The organism is Fusobacterium sp. FSA-380-WT-3A, from assembly GCF_012843705.1.
Taxonomy (GTDB): domain Bacteria; phylum Fusobacteriota; class Fusobacteriia; order Fusobacteriales; family Fusobacteriaceae; genus Fusobacterium_B.
In genome coordinates this window covers 1-20,664 of record NZ_JABAFQ010000020.1, presented here as the reverse complement: position 1 = coordinate 20,664, position 20,664 = coordinate 1, and the positions used below count along the sequence as shown (strand labels likewise).

The window sequence follows — 20,664 nt, the reverse complement described above, 5'->3', positions numbered from 1 at the left end:
TTCTCCTTATATTTCAAAAATTATAGATGTCCCTTCTTTTAATTTTTTTATATTAAGTCCTCTTCCATAAAGAAGTTTTAATCTTCTATGAACATTTCTTAATCCTATACTTTTTTCTTCTTCATTTTCTAAAGAATTTATTACTTCTTGAGATATTCCAACTCCATTATCTTTTATTTCAATTAATAAATGTTTTTCATTTCTTTTATTAATAATAATATCTACTATTCCTCCCTCTCTTCTTGGTAATATTCCATGTTTTATACTATTTTCTACTAAAGGTTGAATAATAAGACTTGGTATTTGAAAATCTCCTATACCATCTTCTATTTTATAATTTACTTTTATCTTATTAGTAAAACGTGCTTGTTCTATATTAACATACGCTTTTACTTGTTCTAATTCTCTATCAATAGTAACCAATTTATTAAAATTTTCAAGATTAAATCTTAATATAGTAGATAAATTTATTATAATATCTCTCGCTTTTTCTGGATTTATCCTAATAAAAGAAGTTATAGTATTCAATGCATTGAATAAAAAATGTGGATTTATTTGAGTTTGTAACATTTTTATATTAGCTTCTCTTGCCATAGCCTTAAAATTTTCAATTTTTGTAAGTTCTAATTGAGTAGAAATTAATTGAGCTAATCCTATAATGAGAATTTTTTTACTCTCAGTTATCTCACTTAATTTATCAAAATATATTTTTAAAGTACCAGATACATATTTTTCTTTATACAATGGAACTATAATATATGATTTTATATTTCCATCAACACATTCAAAGGTAGTTTTATCTAATTTATTATTAGTTATAAAAATTTTTCCTGTTTTAATAACCTCTTTTGTAGCCTCACTTTTTATTTCAATATGATTTAATCTATATTCATCACTATAATAATATTTACCTATAATAAACTTTTCATTAGTTAAAACTACTGCTTTAGCTTCTAAAGACTCCATTATAATTTTACAAACTTCATCTAATGATCCTCCATTTGAAAAATATGGTAAAGTTTTCTCAGCTATTTTAAGTGATAATTTTGCTTGTTTTCCTGCTATAATTTCTTTTTCTTCTATTATACTTTCTATAATTAATATAACAATAGGTACACCTAAAGCATTTGCTAATATCATTGGTATATAGATATTATAAACTATTTCAATAGCAAGATTTCTATCCTCTCCCATTAAAACTATTAAAAGCATACTTAAATTTTCTATTAAAAATCCTGCTAAGAATCCAAATAAATATTTATTTTTTTCATTTGTATATTTTGAAAGATAAGCTACAAAAAATCCTCCTACAATTGTAGAAATTGTACAAGGAATAGCTGTAAATTGTCCTGATAATAAAAAATATCTATGTAATCCTGATATTATTCCAGATAAAATACCTACATAAGGAGAAACTAAAAGTCCTCCTACAATGACTCCTATATTTCTTGTATTAGCTATAGAACCTTTATAATCTATTCCTGAATAAGTTCCTATAATAGCTAATCCACCAAAAAATAAAGATAATAATAAAATATCCTTTAAATTATATTTTTCTTTTACAAAAATATTTCTAGAGTTTTTCATTCTAGTAAAAAAGAAAGCAATAACTATTATATGACCTAAATTATTTAAAAGAGCACTAACTAAGTTAAACATGATTTTATCACCTCAAAAATATTTTATCATATATTAATAAATATTATAAGTACATTTCACACTCAATAAAATACATTTCAAGCACAAAAAAACACATATTAAGTATGAAAATACTATTTTTTATTAAAAAAATAGTACAATTAATATAGAAAAAATATATTTTTTAGGAGGTCTAGTCTATGGTAAGTTTTGTAGTTTCTGTAATTGCTTTGATTGTAGGTTATTTTATTTATGGTAAGTTTGTTGAAAAAGTATTTGCTCCTGATTCAAATTCTTTAACACCAGCTAAAAGATTAGAAGATGGTGTTGACTATGTTGAAATGGATATTAAAAAAACTTTCTTAATTCAATTCTTAAATATTGCTGGTACTGGTCCTATATTTGGAGCTGTTGCTGGAGCTATGTGGGGTCCAGCAGCATTTATCTGGATAGTTTTCGGATGTATTTTTGCTGGAGCTGTTCATGATTATTTAATTGGTATGATGTCTTTAAGAAGAGATGGAGCTAGTGTTGCTGAGTTAGTTGGAGAAAACTTAGGTAATGGAGCTAAACAATTAATGAGAGTATTCTCTGTTGTTTTATTAGTTCTTGTTGGAGTTGTTTTTGTAACAAGTCCTGCTGCTATATTAAATGATTTAACAGGAATAGATAAATTAATCCTAATAGGAATTATAATTATTTATTACCTAATCGCTACTGTATTACCAATAGATAAAGTTATTGGTAAAATTTATCCTATATTTGGTGTAGCTTTACTTATAATGGCTGTTGGTATTGGATTCGGTATTATAATTCAAGGATATGATATTCCTGAATTAGCTTTAAGAAATTATCATCCAAAAGGACAATCAGTATTCCCTTATTTATGTATTTCAATAGCTTGTGGAGCAATTTCAGGATTCCATGCCACTCAATCTCCTATGATGGCTAGATGTTTAGGAAATGAAACTCAAGGAAGAAAAGTATTCTATGGAGCTATGATTGCTGAAGGTATAGTGGCTTTAATTTGGGCTGCTGCTGCTATGTCTTTCTTTGGTGGAACAGAAGGTCTAGGAGTTGCTTTATCTAAAGGTGGAGCTGCTGTTGTAGTTAATAAAATTTCAGCTACTGTTTTAGGAAAAGTTGGAGGAGCTTTAGCTTTATTGGGAGTTGTTGCTTGTCCTATAACTTCAGGAGATACAGCTTTCAGAAGTGCTAGATTAACAATAGCTGATGCTATTAATTATAAACAAGGTCCTATTCTAAATAGATTTGTTGTTGCTATTCCTCTATTTGTTATTGGTATTGCTTTATGTTTCATAGATTTCAATATTTTGTGGAGATATTTCAGTTGGTCTAACCAAACTTTAGCAACAATAGCTCTATGGGCTGGAGCTGCTTATCTTGCTAAAAGAGGTAAATTCTTCTGGATGGCTGCTATTCCAGCTACATTTATGACTGTAGTGGTTACTTCTTATATTTTAATAGCTCCTGAAGGATTTAGAATGGCTGAATCTATAGGAAATACTGCTGGATTAATTGTAGCTGCTATTTCTATAATTGCTTTTATCAAAAAATTCTTACCTATTTATAAAGAAGCAGTTAATAAATAAATTTTAAAATAAAAATTTTTAAAATGGGACTTTATATGAGTCCCATTTTTTATTTGCTTATTTTTAATAAATATGGTATTAAATTATTAAGAATCTTTTATTAAAGGAGGACATAAATGAAAAAATTATTATATATTTTAATTCTTATTTTTATGTTTGGCTGTGGTAAGGAAAAAGAATCTGAAAAAAATAACATTCCAGAAAATACTTCCACTAAAATTGAAACTACTGTTGAAAAAATTTCTGATAAAACAGAAAACCAAATAAATGAATCTTATCTTAAAATAAATGATGTCATTACTGTTTCTGGAGAAAAATCAAGAATAAATATAGAATTTTCTGAAAATCTTGAAGAAAACAAAGATTTTTCTGCTTATATAAAAATTTCTCCAGAAGTTTCTCACAAAGTTTTAAAAGATAAAAATAAACTTATAATTATTGGAGATTTTAATCTAAAAGATACCTATACAATAAAAATATTAAAAGAGATAAATTCTATAACTCACAAAACCTTAAAAGAAAATATAGAAAAATCTATCAATTTTAAAGAGTTAGAACCTAAAATTGTCTTTTCTAATGATGGGATAATTTTACCTAGTACAAATAATCAAAAAATTTCTTTTAAATCTATCAATGTAAAAAAAGTAAAAGTTCAAGTAAAAAAAGTATATGAAAATAATCTTACTCAATTTTTACAAGATTTTATATTTGAGGGAAATGGTAGTGTTTTAGATTGGAGAACTCAAAGTGAATTTTATAAAGTAGGAGATTCTATATTTGAAAAAGAATTTGATATTGATTATAAGAAAAATATCTGGACTCAAAGTGAGATTGAGTTATCTAACCTTATAAATAATAAAGGAATTTTTATACTTGAACTTTCTTTTGATAAAGATGGAATAGATTATACTTTCCCTGAAAATACTCCTGAATATAAAAAAAATAATTTAATTTATAACAATGGAAATATTGGAAAAGCTCTATTATTGTCTGATATAGGTATAATAGCTCAAAAAGATAGAGAAAATACTATTATTAATGTTGTAAATTTATTAACAAATTCTATTATAAAAAATGCTAAAATAAAAGTTATATCTGAAAATAATCAAATATTATATGAGGGAGTAACTAACGAAAATGGAGATTATACTTTCCCTAATAATGAAAAAGCTTTTTACATTATAGTTGAAAATAATAATCAAATTTCTATATTAAAATTTAAAGATTCTAGTCTATCTTTTGATGGATTTGCTGTAGAGGGAGTTTATACTACTACAGGTATAAAGGTTTTTATGTATCCTGATAGAGGTATATATAGACCTGGTGATGAAATCAATCTTTCTATTATTGCTAGAAATACTGATAAAACTTTTCCTGAAAATCATCCTATTATAATGAATGTATACTCTCCTAGAGGTAAAAAGCTAATTGAAAATCATAGTATAAATAATGGAAAAAATGGATTCTATACTTATAATTTTAAAACTAATTTAGATGGAGAAACAGGAATTTATAGAATTGAAGCTTTAATTGGAGATGAAAGTTTTATAAGAGAAATTCCTGTTGAAACTATTACTCCTAATAAAATAAAAGTAGAAACAAAAATACCTAAAGAATTAGATATAAAAAATGAAGAAAATCTAGAATTTTCACTATCTTCTAAATATTTATTTGGAGCTGTAGCTAATAATTTGAAGTTTACTAGTGATATTCAAATAAGGGAAGAAAATATCAATTTTGAAAAATTTAGAAACTTTACATTTGATAACCCTACTTCTTATGATTTTTATTATGGAGATTTCTTTGAAGGAAAATTAGATGAAAAAGGAATTGGAAATGTAAAATTTAATCTAAAGAATTTAAATCCTAAAAATAAAAATTTAGTAGGAATAATAACTACTAGAGTAATGGAAACTAATGGAAAACCTGTAATTTCTAAAGATTCTATTACATTAAATAAATTTGATTCTTATATTGGAGTGGAAATACCTAAAGACACATTTATAAAAAATGGAGATAAATTAAATCTTCAAGTAATAGCTGTATCTAAAGATGGAGAAGAATATCTTCCTAACAAAAAACTTGTGTATAGAATATATAAAAATGAATATTCTTGGTGGTGGGATTATGGTAGCTATTACTCTTTTGTGAAATCAATAAAAACTGATAAAAATACTGTACTTTTATATGAAAAAGAATTTCTATCAGAAGATAAACCTTATCTAATAGATTATCCTATTGAAGGTAGTGGAGAAATTTTTGTAGAAGTTGAAGATTTAGAAACTAAGCAAACTGTAGGTTTAAATCTATATGCTGACACTTGGCAAAACTCCAATACAAATAAAAAAATAGATAAATTAAAAATGGAAAGTGATAAAAAATTATATACTATTGGAGATAAAGCAAAAATTATCTTTGAAGGAACTGAAAAATCTAAAGCTCTTATTACTGTAGAAAAATCTGGAAAAATTATAAAAAGAATTTGGAAAGATATAGACTCTTTAAAAAATGAGTTTGAATTAGAGATTACTGAGGACATGTTCCCAAACTCTTATGTTGCTATTTCTCTTTTCCAAGATTACAACAAAGATAATGATAGACCACTTAGACTTTATGGAGCTGTTCCTATCATAGTAGAAAATAATAAAACAAAACTTAATATTTCTATTGAAGCACCTGAAGAATTAAAACCTAATGAAAAATTTACTATAAAAGTAAAAAATCAAGAAAAAATTCCAATGAATTATACAATAGCTATAGTAGATGAAGGTATTTTAAATATTACTAATTTCCAAACACCTAATCCTTGGAATTTCTTTTATCAAAAAGAAGCTCAACTACTTTCTTTCTATGATAATTATTCTGAAATAATAGAAAAAACTAAGGGAGAAATTCATCAAGTATTACAAACTGGTGGAGATGGATTTGTAAATGAAATGGCTGGGGTTCTTGCTAGTAAAAGAGATAAAAATCTTGGACTTGAAGATGTTCAAAGATTTAAACCTCTAGCTCTTTATAAAGGTGTATTATCTACTGATGAAAATGGAGAAGGAAGTGTAGACTTTGTAATGCCTAATTATATGGGAGCTGTAAAAGTAATGGTTGTTGGTGCTAGTGAAGATAAATATGGTTCTATTGATAAAGAAATAATTGTTAAAGCTCCTATTGTTATTGAAACCTCTCTTCCTCGTACTTTAAAAGTTGGAGATGAAATTACAATTCCTATAACTATATTTGGGCTTGAAGAAAATATTGGTAATGTTGAAGTTAAATTTACAATGGATGGAAAAACTCAAAAAGAAATTATAACTTTACAAAACAAAGAAAATAAAAAAATATTCTTTAAAGAAAATATTGGTAATGAAATTGGAAATAAAAATATAAAAATTTCTGTTTCTTCTAAGGTTTATAATTATGAAGAAGAGATAAATATAAATGTTAATTCAGATTCTCCATATATTTATATAAATGATGTAGAGGAATTATCAAAAGATAAAGAGATTACATTTGCAGAACCAAAAGAAGCAATAAAAGGAAGTGTAAATAAATTTATAATAATTTCTAATTCTCCAATATTTGCTCTTAATGAAAGAATAAATTATTTGACAAGATATCCTTATGGTTGGGCTGAACAGATAACTTCTAATTTATTCTCTCAATTATATTTAGATTCTCTAACTATAAAAGGAGAATATGATAAAAAAGAAGTTGTTAAAAATATAAATAGTGGTATAACAAAACTTGTACATTATCAATTATATGATGGCTCTTTCTCTTATTGGATTGGAGGAAAAACTGATTTATGGCTTACAAATTATATTGGACATTTTTTAATAGAAGCTAAATCAAAAGGATATTATATTCCTGAACAAATGTATAATAGATGGTTAGATTTCACTAAAAAATCTGTTAAAAGTTATGACTCTTTACCTCTAGATTGGAAAGTATATTCACTATATCTTTTAGCTCTTGCAGACTCTCCTGAAATTAGTGAAATGAATCTTATATATGAAAATTATTTTCAAAATAGTAATGAATTAGATATCAGAAGTAAATGGTATTTAGCAAATGCTTATAAATTGATAGGGGAAGATAATTTAGCAAAAGAAATGAGTTTAAATCTTAATAGAGATATAAAGCCAAAAGATGCTAGAGAATATTTTGAGTCTAATAGTTCTTATATAAAAGATATGAGTATAGTTCTTAAAGCTTATTATGATATCTATAATGAGATTGATAAAAATCTTTATAACAAAATTTTAGGAGAATTACAATCTAATAAATGGTTATCTACTGAAAGTATTGGATATTCTTTAATGACTATTGCTAAAATATCTGGAAAAGAAAAAACTGACGAAGTAAAAGGTCTAATCTCTATTAATAATAAAGATATTGAATTTACTACAGAAAATGGAATATTTAAGTATAATATTCCTAGTGATATTACAAATATAAAAGTTAAATCTCTAAGTGATAAGATATTTATTAATCATTATTGGGAAGGAATTCCTGTAAATTATCAAATGGAAGATATTTCTAAAAATATAAAATTAGAAAGAAAATATTTTGATGAAAAAGGACAGGAAATAAATCCAAATATTCTTACTTCTGGAGATAGTTTCTGGTTACAAATAAAAGTTTTACCAACAGATATAAAATCTTCTGTATATGTAGATGATGTTGTTCTTACTCAAATATTGCCTACAGGTTGGGAAATTGAAAATCTAAGAGCAACTAATATACCTCTTCCTCAATGGATTAATATTTTAAAAGGAGATACTACTTTTGAATATGAAGATATTAGAGATGATAGAGTTCTTTGGTTCTTTGATTTTTATAGTGAAAGAGAAAATTCTTTCTTTATAAAAGTTAATGTTACTTCTTTAGGTAAATTTACTTTCCCTGGAACTACTGTGGAAGCTATAAATAATGAAAATTACAAAGGATACTTAAAAGGATTTACTGTTGAGGTTAAATAATGAAAAAAATCTATAAATTATTTGGAATTTTTTCTCTAATCGTTATTGGTATATCCACAATAATTTATATAAATTATGATGTTGCTAATCTAAATAATATTTTTGAGGACAGATATAGTGTATCTGTCCTTGATGATAAAGATGAAATTATTGGGGTATATCTTAACAATGATGAACAATGGCATCTTAAAAGCACAGAAAATATTCCAGAAAAATTAAAAATTTCTGTTTTAAATTTTGAGGATAAAAATTTTTATTCTCACAATGGAGTTGATTTTTTAGCAATAATTAGGTCTTTAAAAAATAATATCATTTATAAAAAAAGAAATGGGGCTAGTACAATAACTATGCAAGTAGCTAAAATTTCAAATCCTAAAAAAAGAAGTTATCTAAATAAATATATTGAGATTATTCAATCTTTTAAAATTGAAAATAATTTCTCAAAAGATGAAATTTTACTTATGTATCTCAACAATGCTCCATATGGAGGAAATATTGTAGGATATAAAACTGCTTCTCATCTTTATTTTCAAAAGAAACCTGAAGAATTGACTTGGGCTGAAAGCTCTCTTTTAGCTGTACTTCCAAATTCTCCAAGTCTTATGAATATAGAAAAAAATAGAAATAAACTTGTAGAAAAAAGAAATTTTTTATTAAAAAAATTATATGAGAAAAATTATATAAATGAAACTCAATATAAATTATCTTTTAGAGAACCAATCCCAAATAAAAGATATAATTTTAAAAATTTAGCTCCTCATCTTGTAAGGAGAGTTATTGATAATAATAAAAACATTATTATTCATTCAACTATAAATACTGAATTACAACAAAAATTAGAAAAAACTACAAAAGATTACTCTGAATTTTTAAAAACTCAAGGGATAAAAAATCTTTCTGTTTTAGTTGTAGATAATAATACTTATGAAGTTAAAGGATATATTGGTTCTCAAGATTTTTATGATTTTGAAAACAATGGTCAAGTTGATGGAGTTGTTGCAAAAAGGTCTCCTGGCTCTGTATTAAAACCTTTTTTATATGGAAAAGCTATTGATGAAGGATTAATTGTCCCTCAATCAAAAGTTCCTGATATTCCTATATATTTTTCAAATTTTAGTCCTCAAAATGCTAATAAAAAATATTATGGAATAATTGAAATTCAAGATGCTCTTATAAAATCTTTAAATACACCTTTTGTATAACTTTTAAAAGAATATGGTGAAGATAAATTTTTCTATTTTTTAAAAGATGTATTAGGTTTTCAAGATAATGATTATTCCCGTTATGGATTATCTCTTATTTTAGGAACTAAAGAGTTATCTGTTGAAGATATTGCTACTCTCTATTGTGGGCTAGGTAATTACGGAAATTTTAAAAATTTAAAATATTTACAAAATGAAAAAAAGGAAAAAGGAAGACAATTATTAACTTCTGGGGCTTCTTATCTCACTTTAAAAACTATTAAAAATTTGGAAAGACCTGGATTACAAAATATATATAAGTCCAAATATCCAATCTCTTGGAAAACAGGTACAAGTTACGGAAAAAGAGATGGTTGGGCAGCTGGAGTAAATCCTAATTGGACTGTTGTAGTTTGGGTTGGAAATTTTACAGGGGAGACTAATCCTAATCTAACAGGAGTTTTTAGTGCTGGTAATTTACTTTTTGATATTTTTAAATTTTTACCTAATAATCAAGAAAATTTTAAAATCCCTGAAAAAGATTTAATCAAAATAAAAATAGATAATGAAACAGGGTATAGATTAAAATATAATTTACCATATAAAATAGTGGATTTTCCTAGAGAGGCTAAACCACTAAAAACATCTCCATATTACAAAAAAATCTTTATTAATGATAAAGGGGAGGAGATTGACTCCCGTGATGAAGATTTTATTTTTAGAAAAGAAAAAATAATACTTAATTATCCTATTGAAGTTATAAATTATTTTATAAGAGAAAATATTGATACTTCAAAAATCTTTAATTCTAAAATTGAAAAGAAATCTATAAAATTTATTTATCCTAATGAAAATTTAAAAATCACTATTCCAAAAGATTTTGACGGAGAAAAAGAATTAATTATAAAAATTGCTAATATAAAAAATCAAAAAATTTATTGGTATTTTGATAAAAATTATATTGGGTTGGACAATTCAAGAGAAAAAAGATTTAAAGTAAAAGTGGGAAAACATCAAATTGTAATCATTAGTGAAAATGGAGAAATTGAAAAAGTTAATTTTGAAGTTATCAAAAAATAATTCTTCAATATTGACAAGTAAAATTCTTTGTGTTATTATTCTAATTGATTAAACCGTTTTTTTAAGATGGATTGTGGATTTTAGGTATGAAAATACTTTTCGCCACAGAGTTATTTTTTTAATAATTCTGTGGTTTTTTTATTAAAAATTTTAAAGGAGATTTCTATGAATCAAAATTTTATGAAAGAAAAAGCTATTCTTCCATTAATTCTCTCTATGTCACTTCCTATGATGTTTTCTATGATGATGGCTTCTCTTTATAATATTGTAGATAGTTATTTTGTAGCCAAAATTAGTGAAAATGCTATGACAGCTTTATCTTTAGTTTTTCCCATTCAAAATCTTGTAAATGCTATTACAATAGGATTTGCTATTGGAGTAAATGCTATTATAGCTTATCATTTAGGGGCTAAAGAAGAGAAAAAAGCTAATATTGGAGCTACACAAGGTTTATTTTTCAATGGAATACATGGAATTTTATTGACAATTATTTGTATTTTAATTATACCATCTTTTTTAAAAATGTTTACTTCTGATTCTGAAACTATTAATCTTGGAATTAGATATTCTAATATTATTTTTAGTTTTTCTTTAATAATCAGTCTTGGAATGACTTTTGAAAAAATTTTTCAATCAATGGGAAAAATGTTAATTACTATGATTTGTATGTTGAGTGGTTGTATAGCAAATATTATTTTAGACCCTATAATGATATTTGGATGGGGAATTTTTCCAAAAATGGGAATTGAAGGAGCTGCTCTTGCTACTGGTATAGGACAAACATTTAGTCTTATTTTATATATAATTTTTTATTATACAACTTCTATTCATATAAAAATTAAACCAAAATATTTAGTTCTTAATGATAAAACATATATAAAACTATATTCTATTGGTATTCCTGCTGGACTTAATATAGCTTTACCATCTCTTTTAATTTCTGTATTAAATGGTATCTTGGCTACTTACTCACAAATTTATGTGGTAGTTTTGGGAGCTTATTATAAATTACAAAGTTTTCTTTATCTTCCAGCTAATGGTATAGTTCAAGGAATGCGTCCTTTAATTGGATTTAACTATGGAGCTAAAGAATATGAAAGAGTTAAGAAAATATATAATTTTTCTCTATATTTTACAATTTTAATTATGATTATTGGAACTATTTTATGTTGGACTATTCCTAAATCTCTTATAGGAATGTTCACTACAAATAACAATACTATTTTAGCTGGTATTCTAGCTTTAAAAATAATAAGTATAGGATTTATTGTATCATCTATTTCTATAATTTCTTCTGGAGCTTTAGAGGGAATTGGAATGGGTGGTCCATCACTTATAATCTCTCTTCTTAGATATGTTTTCTTAATAATTCCAATAGCTTTTATATTAAGTAGTTTTATGGAAGCTCTTGGAGTTTGGCATTCTTTCTGGATAACTGAATTTTTATCAGCAATAACTTCTCATTTTTTATATGTAAAAATTATTTTAAAAAAATAATAATTTTTTAAAGAAACTATTAAAATTCATTCCATAAAAATATTTTAAATTATAAAAATTTATTTATTTTTATCAAACAAAAATATAATAGTTTCTTTTTTTATTTGGTTATTTTTTGATATTTTCAAACTTTTTTAAATCATAAAACTTTTTTTTAAAACTTTTTATAAGAAAAAATAGTCAAAATTATAAAAAATTAAACGTGTTATATTTTATAAATTTTCAGGTGATTCCAATGAACATATTTTTTAGAATCTATTAATAATAAAATTATAATTTTTAGAATATTGTAAAATGGAGGTCTATTATGGAATTACAAAAACTAATTTATACTGTAGAAGACGGTATTGGAATAGTTACAATGAATTATTTAAAAAATCTTAATGCAATTGATGAACAAATGGCTGATGAATTAATGTATGTTGTTGATATAGCTGAAAAAGACCCTAATGTAAAAGTTCTTGTTATAAAAAGTGCTGGAAAAGCTTTTTCTGCTGGTGGAGATATTGGATATTTTTATAAATTAATCCAAGCTGGAGGAGAAGTAAATATGGATGGATTAATTGCTAAAGTTGGCGTTGTAGCTGATGGAATGAAAAAAATGAGTAAAATGGTAATTACATCTGTATCTGGAGCTGCTGCTGGAGCTGGAGTTAGTCTTGCTCTTGGTGGAGATTTTATGATTTGTGCTGAAGATGCAAAATTTATATTAGCTTTTGTTAATTTAGGACTTGTTCCTGATACAGGGGTTACTTACTTATTATCTAAAGCGATTGGTACTTCTCGTACAATGGAGTTAGCAGCTACAGGAAGACCTCTATCAGCAACTGAAGCTAAAGAACTTGGTTTAGCTTACAAAGTTACAACTGTAGAAGAATTAGAAGAAGTCACTCTGAAATTTGCCAAAAAACTAGCTTCTGGTCCACTTATTTCTTATAAAAATATTAAAAAACAAATTTATGATGCTAGTTATTCTGATTATAAAAAATGGCTTGATGAAACAGAAATTCCTACTCAAAGAGAATGTGCTGCTTCAATGGATTTCCAAGAAGGATGTAAAGCATTTATGGAAAAAAGAAAAGCTGTCTTTAAAGGAAAATAATCAAATCTTATAAAAAGAAAGGTGGGATAGAAAGTGTTATCGAAAATATTTTCAATGGAAGAAATTTTAAAAAAATTTCATGATGGGCAAACTATAATGTTTGGAGATTGGCATGGGGAATTTGCAGCTGATGATATAATAGAGGGAATGTTAGAAAAAGGTGTTAAAGATATACATGCTATTGCTGTTTCTGGAGGAATGCCAGACCTTGGAGTTGGAAAATTAATAAATGCTAAACGTGTTAAAAGTCTTATTACAACTCATATTGGATTTAACCCAATAGCTAGAGACCAAATGTTTGCTGGTGAATTAGATATAGAATTTAGTCCTCAAGGAACTTTTTCTGAAAGAATTCGTTGTGGTGGTTTCGGGTTAGGAGGATGTTTGACTCCTACAGGACTTGGAACAGAAGTTGAAAAAGGAAAACAAAAATTAGAAATCAATGGTAAAGAATATTTATTAGAATTACCTTTAAGAGCTGATATCACTTTAATAAAAGCTACTAAAGCTGATACTGCTGGAAATATTTCTTTCAGAATGAACTCAAGAGCTATTAGTACAGAAATGGCTTTTGCTGGTGATATTGTTATTGTTGAGGCTGAAAAATTAGTCGAATTTGGAGAATTAGGACCTAATGAAATTGATATACCTGCTCCTTTAGTTGATATGGTTTATGTAAGAGAAGGTAATACTAGACATGTATGTCCTTATTGGCAAAAACTAAAACAAAAAGCTCAAGAAGGAGGTAAATAATTATGGCTGAATTAAAAGGACGTTCATTAATTGCTTCTCGTTGTGCTAAATTTTTTAAAGATGGAGATTTTGTAAATTTAGGAATTGGAGTTCCTTTAATGTGTGTTAACTATCTACCTAAAGGTGTTGATATATGGCTTGAAGCTGAAATTGGTACTGTAGGTAGTGGTCCTTCTCCTAATTGGGATGAAGCTGATATAGATATTATTGATGCTGGTGGTATGCCCGCTTCTGTAATCCCAGGTGGAAGTATTTATGACCATACTACAGGATTTGGTTTTATTCGTGGTGGACATATTGATATAGCTGTTCTTGGAACACTTCAAGTTGACCAAGAGGGAAATATAGCTAACTGGACAATTCCTGGAAAATTAGTTCCTGGTATGGGTGGAGCAATGGATTTATGCTCTGGTGTAAAACGTATAATTGTTGCTACAGAACATTGTGAAAAAAATGGTTCTTCAAAAATTTTAAAAAAATGTACATTACCATTAACAGGAAAAAATTGTGTAACTGATATTGTAACTGAAAAATGTTACTTCCAAGTTACACCAGAAGGATTAGTTCTTAGAGAGTTAGCTCATGGATATACTGTTGAAGATATTCTAGCTTGTACTGAAGCTAAAGTTATAGTTCCTGATGAAATTGGAGTTATGGAATAGATAATAAATTATAAGAAAAATAAAAAATAGAGATGTTGTAATTTTGCAACATCTCTATTTTAATATAGAAATTTATCTTAATAATTTTAAAATATCTTTTTCTTAAAAAATTTTAATATTTTCTTTCATCCAATTCTACACAAGCTTTTTCAAATTCTTTTTGGCTTTCTTGAAACTTTTTCTCTTTATATGGAAAATTTTTATCAAATTTTTCCATTTCTTCTTCTGTAACTTCTAAATCTTTAGAAAATTCTGGATAACCTGATATGTTTTTTAAAGCATCTTTATAAAGTGGTAATACCAATAATCCTTTATAAAATTTTCCATCTTCCATATAAATATTATATTTTTTTCCTCCTAAAAATCCATATGTTTCATAGTGATAAGGATATCCCAGAATTATAATTGCTCTATATTCCATTTCTTTTGCTTTTTCAATAGTATAACTTATCAACTTTCTTCCTAAACCTTGTCTATGAAATTTTGGAGATATAAATACAGGTCCAAAAGATATAACTTCATATTCTTCTTGATTTTTTCCTATAATTTTTGAGTTAGAATAAAAAATTCCTCCTTCTACTTGATTATCTACTTCTATCACATAAGTTAAATCTTTTATGAAATCTTGAGATTTACGAATTTTATTTACTACAACATGTTCTTTGGCTCCTGGAAAATATAAATTCCAAAATGCTTCTCTTGCTATTTCCTCTACTCTTCTATAATCTTTTTCTTCTTCTTTTCTTATAACTATATTCATACTAATAACCTCTTCTCTTTTGTTTATCTTTGATAAAATTTCTAACTTTTTTCATTCCCCCAACTTCTTTAAACATATGGTCTAATTTTTGTTTTTCCAACTCTTTTCCTTTTAGTCCATCATAGGAATTTTCTCTTTTTATTTTAAAATAATTTTCAACTCTTCTCTCATCTAAAATTCCTAATTCAATAGCTTTTCTTACTTGACACCCTGGTTCATTAGTATGAGTACAATCTGAAAAACGACATCTTTTTATCAATTCTTCTATATCATCATAGTATTTATCTAAATTTATATCTTTTATTCCTATTTCTCTCATTCCTGGAGTATCAATGATAACTCCACCATATAAACTTATTACCATCTCTCTATTAGTAGTTGTATGTTTTCCTTTATGATTCTTTCCTATTTCTTGAGTTAATAAAATTTCTTCTCCAATTAATTCATTAATCAAAGTGGTTTTTCCAACTCCTGAAGAACCTATAAAAGCAACTGTTTGATTTTTAATTAGAAATTTTTTAAATTTTTCTTTATTATTTTCTTTATTGGTTGTTAATATAATATCAGAAAAAGCTGAAATTGATTCTACCTCTTGTATTTTTTCTTGAATATTTTCACATAAATCAGATTTAGTTAAAACTATTACAGGAATTGCACCACTATCCCAAGCTATTGATAAATATCTCTCTAATCTGTTTAAATTATAGTTTTCATTTAGGGACATACATATAAATACTGTATCTATATTTGCTACTATCCCTTGTTTATCATCTTTTTTCTCATTTGAAGAACGAAAAAATATACTTTTTCTTGATAAAATTTTATTAATGACAACATTCCCTTGATTTTTAGAGACTAAAACATAGTCTCCTACTAGGGGTAATTTTAAACTATCATCTATCTCATATCTTAATTTTCCAGATAACTCTGCTAATTTTTCCCCATTCTCTAAACTAATTTTATATATCCCTTTATATTGTGCAATTACCCTACCTAGTTCAAATTCTGGAAAACTTTTAGCTTCTATAATATAATTTTCTTTTACACCATAATCTTGTAATTTATTCAATTTTTCCTCCTAAATTTTCAATTATTTTACTTTGTTATAATAAGGAGGTTTTATTTTTTTAATTATTTTCCACCTCCTTTTTTATTACACTCTCTAATACACCTTTATTCTTTAACATAATTCATCAACTCCCTTCATAATATTTTTATAATTTGATTATATTATTTATTAAAATTTTTCTATTCTTTAAATATCTTTTATATAATAAACTAAAAAACTTATTTAAAATATATCATCCCTATATTTCTATCTTTAGATTTATCTCTTCTAAAAGAGTGAAATCTTTTATTTCCATAAGTACATTCTTCACAATAAATTAAATTTTCTTTTAATATTCCATTTTTCATAAGATTTTCTATATTAAAAAAAAGATTATCAAAATGCCATTTTTCATTTATTTTTATAAAAGTTTTATTTACTAAATCTTCTGAAAATTTATTTTTAAAGCTTTCATAAAATTCTTCTCCTACTTCATAATTTTCACAAGTTATTCCTATTCCAACTCCTACTAAAATATCTTCTCTTTTAGAATTATAATTTTTTTCCATAAGTTCTAAAATTCTTATTCCAATCTCTTGAAAAGTTCCCTTCCAACCAGAATGACATACTCCAATTACAAAATTTTTAGTATCACAAAAATATATTGGTAAACAATCAGCATGTTTTGTTATAAGAATTATATCTTTTCTTTTTGTAATAAACCCATCTACATTTTCATAAAAATAATCTTTTATATTTTCTGTTATATCTATTACTTTATCTGTATGACTTTGTTTTGCAAAAACTACTATTTTATCTTTAATTCCAAATTTTTCAAATAAATTTTTTTTATTTTCTTCTGTATTGCCTAAAAAATTTTTTACATCTCCTATTTCTCTTGTTGTAAAAATACCATTTACTCCATATTTTTCAAATTCTTCTATCTGAAAATATTTTCCTTTATCTTTAAACATATTTTTCTCCTTAAATATATTTTAATTTATTATAACATTTTTCAAAAAATAAAAAAAGAAGTCTAATCTCTTAGACTTCCATTTATTTTTTATTATTCTACTGCTGCTGTTACAACTATCTCTACTAATAATTCTTTTTCAGCAAGTGCTGCTTCTACACAAGCTCTAGCTGGAGCAAATCCTGGTTCTACCCAATTATCCCAAACTTCATTCATCTCATCAAAATAGCTAATATCCTTTAAATAAATAGTAGCCATAAGAATTTTTGTTTTATCAGAACCAATATCCTTTAAAACTCTTTCAATATTTGCTAAAGCCTCTCTTGTTTGAGTTTGAACATCTTTTTTCCCTTCATTTTCTTCAAAACAACATTGTCCACAAAGATAAGCTACACCATTATAAATAACTGCTTCACTTAATCTTTTTCCAACATTATATCTTTTTATCATAATCTTTTTCCTCCTAAGTTTTTCTTTTACTTTATAATATTTAATAAAAATTGTCAATAATATTTTATTAGAAAAATTTAAAAATTCCAGCTCCTACTCCTACATATGGAGTTACCTTTACTGGTTGTTTTTTATCAAAAGTAAGGCCTACATTTACACCAGCTCCTGCTCCAGCCCTCATTGAAGTACAACTAATAAACATCATCATCAATACTGTTAAAAAAATAATTTTTTTTATATTATTTTTCATAGGAATTTCCTCCTAAAAATTTTTTTACTCACTAATAAGTATACATTATTCTCTAAAATAAATAAAGAGATTTGTTTTATTTTACAAAAAATTTTTGTTAAAATAAAGTCAAAATAAAAGAAGACTAGAAATTCTAGCCTTCTATTTTTTATTAGTTCTCAAAAAATTTTTTCATATCCTCTTCTACTGTTGTGATTCCACCAATTCCAAAATTCTCAACTAAAACTTTTATAATATTTGGTGATAAAAATGCTGGTAATGTTGGTCCTAAATGAATATTTTTTACACCTAAGTATAATAAAGCTAATAATACTATTACTGCCTTTTGTTCATACCAAGCAATATTATATACAATAGGTAATTGATTTATATCTTCTAATCCAAAAACTTCTTTTAATTTTAAAGCTATTACTGCTAGTGAATAAGAATCATTACATTGTCCAGCATCTAAAACTCTTGGAATTCCCTCAATATCTCCTAAATCTAATTTATTATATTTATATTTAGCACAACCAGCTGTTAAAATAACTGTATCTTTCGGTAAAGCTTTAGCAAATTCCGTATAATAATCTCTCGATTTCATTCTTCCATCACAACCAGCCATTACTACAAATTTCTTTATAGCTCCAGATTTTATAGCTTCTACAACTTTATCGGCTAAAGCCAATACTTGATTATGAGCAAATCCTCCAATAATTTCTCCTGTTTCTATTTCTGTTGGTGGTAAAGATTTTTTTGCTAACTCTATTACTTCTGAAAAATCTTTTACCCCATTTTCATCTTCTTTTATTTTCTTCCATCCTGGATATCCAGCAGCATTTGTTGTAAATACTTTACCAACATATGAAGAATTTTGTGTTGGTGGTACAATACAGTTTGTTGTAAATACTATTGGTCCGTTGAATTTTTCAAATTCCTCTTTTTGTTTCCACCAAGCATTTCCATAATTTCCAACAAGATGAGAATATTTTTTTAATTCTGGATAATAATGTCCTGGTAACATTTCTGAGTGAGTATATATATCTACACCACTATCTTTACTTTGTTCCAATAATTGTCTTAAATCATTTAAGTCATGTCCACTAATAAGTATTCCAGGTTTATTTCCAACTCCTATATTAACTTTTGTTATTTGAGGATTTCCAAAAGTAGAAGTATTTGCTTCATCTAATAGAGCCATTACTTTTACTCCATAATTTCCACATTCTAATACAAGATTTATTAATTCTTCTACTGTTAAATTATCATCTATAGTTGCTAATAAAGCTCTTTCTATAAACGAAAAGATTTCCTCATTTACTTTTCCTAAATTCATAGCATGTTCAGCATAAGCTCCCATACCTTTTAATCCATAAGTTAAAAGTTCTCTCAAAGATTTTATATCTTCATTTTCTGTTCTTAAAACTCCAACCTCTTTTCTTTTAGAATACTCTAATATTTCAGAAGTTGTTTCTAAATTCCAATTTAAAATTTCCTCTCCATATTTTTTTACACTTTCAATTTCTTCATCAGATAATAATTTTTTTAATTCTTCTCTTAATTTTATTCCTTTTTTTATCTCTTCAATAATAGCTACATCATCAAAATTAGCATTAGTAATAGTTATAAATAAAGAATTTATTAAATATCTATTTACTATTTTTTCTAATAATTCTTGTCCATTTCCTTTTTTTCTAACTATTGAACTAAAAATTGCCACACCTTTTACTGTATATATTAATAAGTCTTGAAGATTTGCCGTTTCAGGTTTCTTTCCACAAACTCCTATCATTGTACAACCTTTACATCCAGCTGTTTCTTGGCATTGATAACAAAACATTTTATTTTCCATCTACTCCTCCTCTAACTTTTTTTATATTATAATCTTTATATCTATTCTAGTATGTTGCACAAGCAACATTTATTTATGATATAATATTTTTAAAAAAATTTATTAGGAGGATATATGAAAGAAAAAATAGAATTTTTAAAAAGATTACCTCTCTTTTTTAATCTAAATGATGAAGAAATATTAAAAGTTTTAAAATTTTTTAATGGTTATGAAAAAAAATTCTCAAAAAATAATTTTGTTTTTGAAATTGGAAAACCTATTGATAAAATTGGAATTATTTTATCAGGTGAAATAAATATTATAAAAGAAGATTATTGGGGAAATAGAAATATTTTAAATAAATTTGTCAAAGGAAATATTTTTGGAGAAGTTTTTGCTATTTCAAAATCTTTACCCCTAAATATTGCTGTAGAAACTTCTTGTGAAACTACAATTTTATTTTTAGATTTTTCTAATTTTTCTTTAAATTCAACTTGTATAGATATTGAAATAAATAAATTTCTATCAAATATTTTTGCAATTTCCCTTAAGAAAAATATTTTACTTACAGAAAAAATAGAACATATTACAAAAAAATCTATAAGAGAAAAAATATTATCTTATCTCTCTACTATGGCTCTTAAAAAAAATTCAAATAATTTTGATATACCTTTTGATAGACAAGAGTTAGCTGATTATCTCTCAGTTGAAAGAAGTGCTCTTTCAAGAGAACTTAGTTCTATGAAAAAAGATGGAATCATTGATTATAAAAAAAATAATTTTATTTTACATAAATAAAAAAAGCTGAGTAACATTTTAAAAAAAATGTTTTACTCAGCTCTCTTTTTTGTATAATATAGTCACCACA

General features: G+C 25.5%; 16 protein-coding genes. 9 read left to right on the top strand and 7 right to left on the bottom strand.

The window, feature by feature from the left end:
- Window positions 1–6: 6 nt before the first annotated feature.
- Window positions 7–1,659: a LytS/YhcK type 5TM receptor domain-containing protein gene (locus HF862_RS09220; RefSeq protein ID WP_170187578.1), complete on the bottom strand. Its 1,653-nt coding sequence runs from the start codon at window positions 1,657–1,659 to the stop codon at window positions 7–9.
- 179 nt (window positions 1,660–1,838) lie between these two features.
- Between HF862_RS09220 and HF862_RS09215 the strand changes: the two genes are divergently transcribed.
- From HF862_RS09215 to HF862_RS09185, 8 genes are all read left to right on the top strand, one after another.
- Window positions 1,839–3,251 (top strand): carbon starvation protein A, encoded by a 1,413-nt coding sequence (locus HF862_RS09215; RefSeq protein WP_170187577.1) that lies wholly within the window; start codon window positions 1,839–1,841, stop codon window positions 3,249–3,251.
- A 116-nt stretch (window positions 3,252–3,367) separates the two neighbouring features.
- Complete coding sequence (locus HF862_RS09210) at window positions 3,368–8,230, top strand: alpha-2-macroglobulin (protein ID WP_170187576.1); 4,863 nt, start codon at window positions 3,368–3,370, stop codon at window positions 8,228–8,230.
- Window positions 8,230–9,432 carry a transglycosylase domain-containing protein gene (locus tag HF862_RS10075; protein WP_240934812.1) on the top strand — a complete coding sequence of 401 codons (1,203 nt, stop codon included), beginning with the start codon at window positions 8,230–8,232 and terminating at the stop codon, window positions 9,430–9,432. The genes HF862_RS09210 and HF862_RS10075 overlap by 1 nt, the downstream gene beginning before the upstream one ends.
- 267 nt (window positions 9,433–9,699) lie before the next feature.
- Complete coding sequence (locus tag HF862_RS10070; protein ID WP_240934811.1) at window positions 9,700–10,491, top strand: hypothetical protein; 792 nt, start codon at window positions 9,700–9,702, stop codon at window positions 10,489–10,491.
- 165 nt (window positions 10,492–10,656) lie between these two features.
- Window positions 10,657–11,988 carry an MATE family efflux transporter gene (locus HF862_RS09200; protein WP_170187575.1) on the top strand — a complete coding sequence of 444 codons (1,332 nt, stop codon included), beginning with the start codon at window positions 10,657–10,659 and terminating at the stop codon, window positions 11,986–11,988.
- A 307-nt stretch (window positions 11,989–12,295) separates the two neighbouring features.
- Window positions 12,296–13,090 (top strand): enoyl-CoA hydratase/isomerase family protein, encoded by a 795-nt coding sequence (locus HF862_RS09195; RefSeq protein WP_170187574.1) that lies wholly within the window; start codon window positions 12,296–12,298, stop codon window positions 13,088–13,090.
- A 33-nt stretch (window positions 13,091–13,123) separates the two neighbouring features.
- The gene (locus tag HF862_RS09190; protein ID WP_170187573.1) at window positions 13,124–13,843 is read left to right on the top strand and encodes a CoA transferase subunit A; all 720 of its coding nucleotides are present in this window, start codon (window positions 13,124–13,126) and stop codon (window positions 13,841–13,843) included.
- A gap of 2 nt (window positions 13,844–13,845) precedes the next feature.
- Window positions 13,846–14,505, top strand: a complete 660-nt coding sequence (locus HF862_RS09185) for a 3-oxoacid CoA-transferase subunit B (protein WP_170187572.1) — start codon at window positions 13,846–13,848, stop codon at window positions 14,503–14,505.
- 112 nt (window positions 14,506–14,617) lie between these two features.
- Here HF862_RS09185 and HF862_RS09180 read toward each other — a convergent pair whose 3' ends face one another.
- The 6 genes from HF862_RS09180 to hcp all read right to left on the bottom strand — a co-directional run bounded on the left by HF862_RS09180 (window position 14,618) and on the right by hcp (window position 19,817).
- Entirely contained in the window at window positions 14,618–15,265 is a 648-nt protein-coding gene (locus HF862_RS09180; RefSeq protein WP_170187571.1) for a GNAT family N-acetyltransferase, read from the bottom strand.
- Window position 15,266: 1 nt separating this feature from the next.
- Window positions 15,267–16,334 (bottom strand): ribosome small subunit-dependent GTPase A, encoded by a 1,068-nt coding sequence (rsgA, locus tag HF862_RS09175; protein ID WP_170187570.1) that lies wholly within the window; start codon window positions 16,332–16,334, stop codon window positions 15,267–15,269.
- 218 nt (window positions 16,335–16,552) lie between these two features.
- Window positions 16,553–17,287 carry a peptidoglycan editing factor PgeF gene (pgeF, locus tag HF862_RS09170; RefSeq protein WP_170187569.1) on the bottom strand — a complete coding sequence of 245 codons (735 nt, stop codon included), beginning with the start codon at window positions 17,285–17,287 and terminating at the stop codon, window positions 16,553–16,555.
- Window positions 17,288–17,379: 92 nt separating this feature from the next.
- Window positions 17,380–17,736 (bottom strand): RidA family protein, encoded by a 357-nt coding sequence (locus tag HF862_RS09165; RefSeq protein WP_170187568.1) that lies wholly within the window; start codon window positions 17,734–17,736, stop codon window positions 17,380–17,382.
- A 67-nt stretch (window positions 17,737–17,803) separates the two neighbouring features.
- Window positions 17,804–17,986 carry a hypothetical protein gene (locus HF862_RS09160; RefSeq protein ID WP_170187567.1) on the bottom strand — a complete coding sequence of 61 codons (183 nt, stop codon included), beginning with the start codon at window positions 17,984–17,986 and terminating at the stop codon, window positions 17,804–17,806.
- Between the two features lie 151 nt (window positions 17,987–18,137).
- On the bottom strand, window positions 18,138–19,817 hold the full coding sequence (gene hcp, locus HF862_RS09155; protein ID WP_170187566.1) for a hydroxylamine reductase: 1,680 nt from the start codon (window positions 19,815–19,817) through the stop codon (window positions 18,138–18,140).
- Window positions 19,818–19,931: 114 nt separating this feature from the next.
- Here hcp and HF862_RS09150 point away from each other — a divergent pair, with 114 nt between their 5' ends.
- Window positions 19,932–20,594, top strand: coding sequence for a Crp/Fnr family transcriptional regulator (locus HF862_RS09150; protein WP_170187565.1), 663 nt, complete (start codon window positions 19,932–19,934; stop codon window positions 20,592–20,594).
- Window positions 20,595–20,664: the final 70 nt, after the last annotated feature.

What these genes read in the sequence shown, in the direction of transcription:
- HF862_RS09150 (WP_170187565.1), top strand. Translation starts at nt 19,932, where the DNA reads ATGAAAGAAAAAATAGAATTTTTAAAAAGATTACCTCTCTTTTTTAAT.
- HF862_RS10075 (WP_240934812.1), top strand. Translation starts at nt 8,230, where the DNA reads ATGAAAAAAATCTATAAATTATTTGGAATTTTTTCTCTAATCGTTATT.
- HF862_RS09195 (WP_170187574.1), top strand. Translation starts at nt 12,296, where the DNA reads ATGGAATTACAAAAACTAATTTATACTGTAGAAGACGGTATTGGAATA.
- pgeF (WP_170187569.1), bottom strand. Translation starts at nt 17,287, where the DNA reads ATGTTTAAAGATAAAGGAAAATATTTTCAGATAGAAGAATTTGAAAAA.
- HF862_RS09165 (WP_170187568.1), bottom strand. Translation starts at nt 17,736, where the DNA reads ATGATAAAAAGATATAATGTTGGAAAAAGATTAAGTGAAGCAGTTATT.
- HF862_RS09220 (WP_170187578.1), bottom strand. Translation starts at nt 1,659, where the DNA reads ATGTTTAACTTAGTTAGTGCTCTTTTAAATAATTTAGGTCATATAATA.
- hcp (WP_170187566.1), bottom strand. Translation starts at nt 19,817, where the DNA reads ATGGAAAATAAAATGTTTTGTTATCAATGCCAAGAAACAGCTGGATGT.
- HF862_RS09180 (WP_170187571.1), bottom strand. Translation starts at nt 15,265, where the DNA reads ATGAATATAGTTATAAGAAAAGAAGAAGAAAAAGATTATAGAAGAGTA.
- HF862_RS09160 (WP_170187567.1), bottom strand. Translation starts at nt 17,986, where the DNA reads ATGAAAAATAATATAAAAAAAATTATTTTTTTAACAGTATTGATGATG.
- HF862_RS09215 (WP_170187577.1), top strand. Translation starts at nt 1,839, where the DNA reads ATGGTAAGTTTTGTAGTTTCTGTAATTGCTTTGATTGTAGGTTATTTT.
- HF862_RS09210 (WP_170187576.1), top strand. Translation starts at nt 3,368, where the DNA reads ATGAAAAAATTATTATATATTTTAATTCTTATTTTTATGTTTGGCTGT.
- HF862_RS09185 (WP_170187572.1), top strand. Translation starts at nt 13,846, where the DNA reads ATGGCTGAATTAAAAGGACGTTCATTAATTGCTTCTCGTTGTGCTAAA.
- HF862_RS09200 (WP_170187575.1), top strand. Translation starts at nt 10,657, where the DNA reads ATGAATCAAAATTTTATGAAAGAAAAAGCTATTCTTCCATTAATTCTC.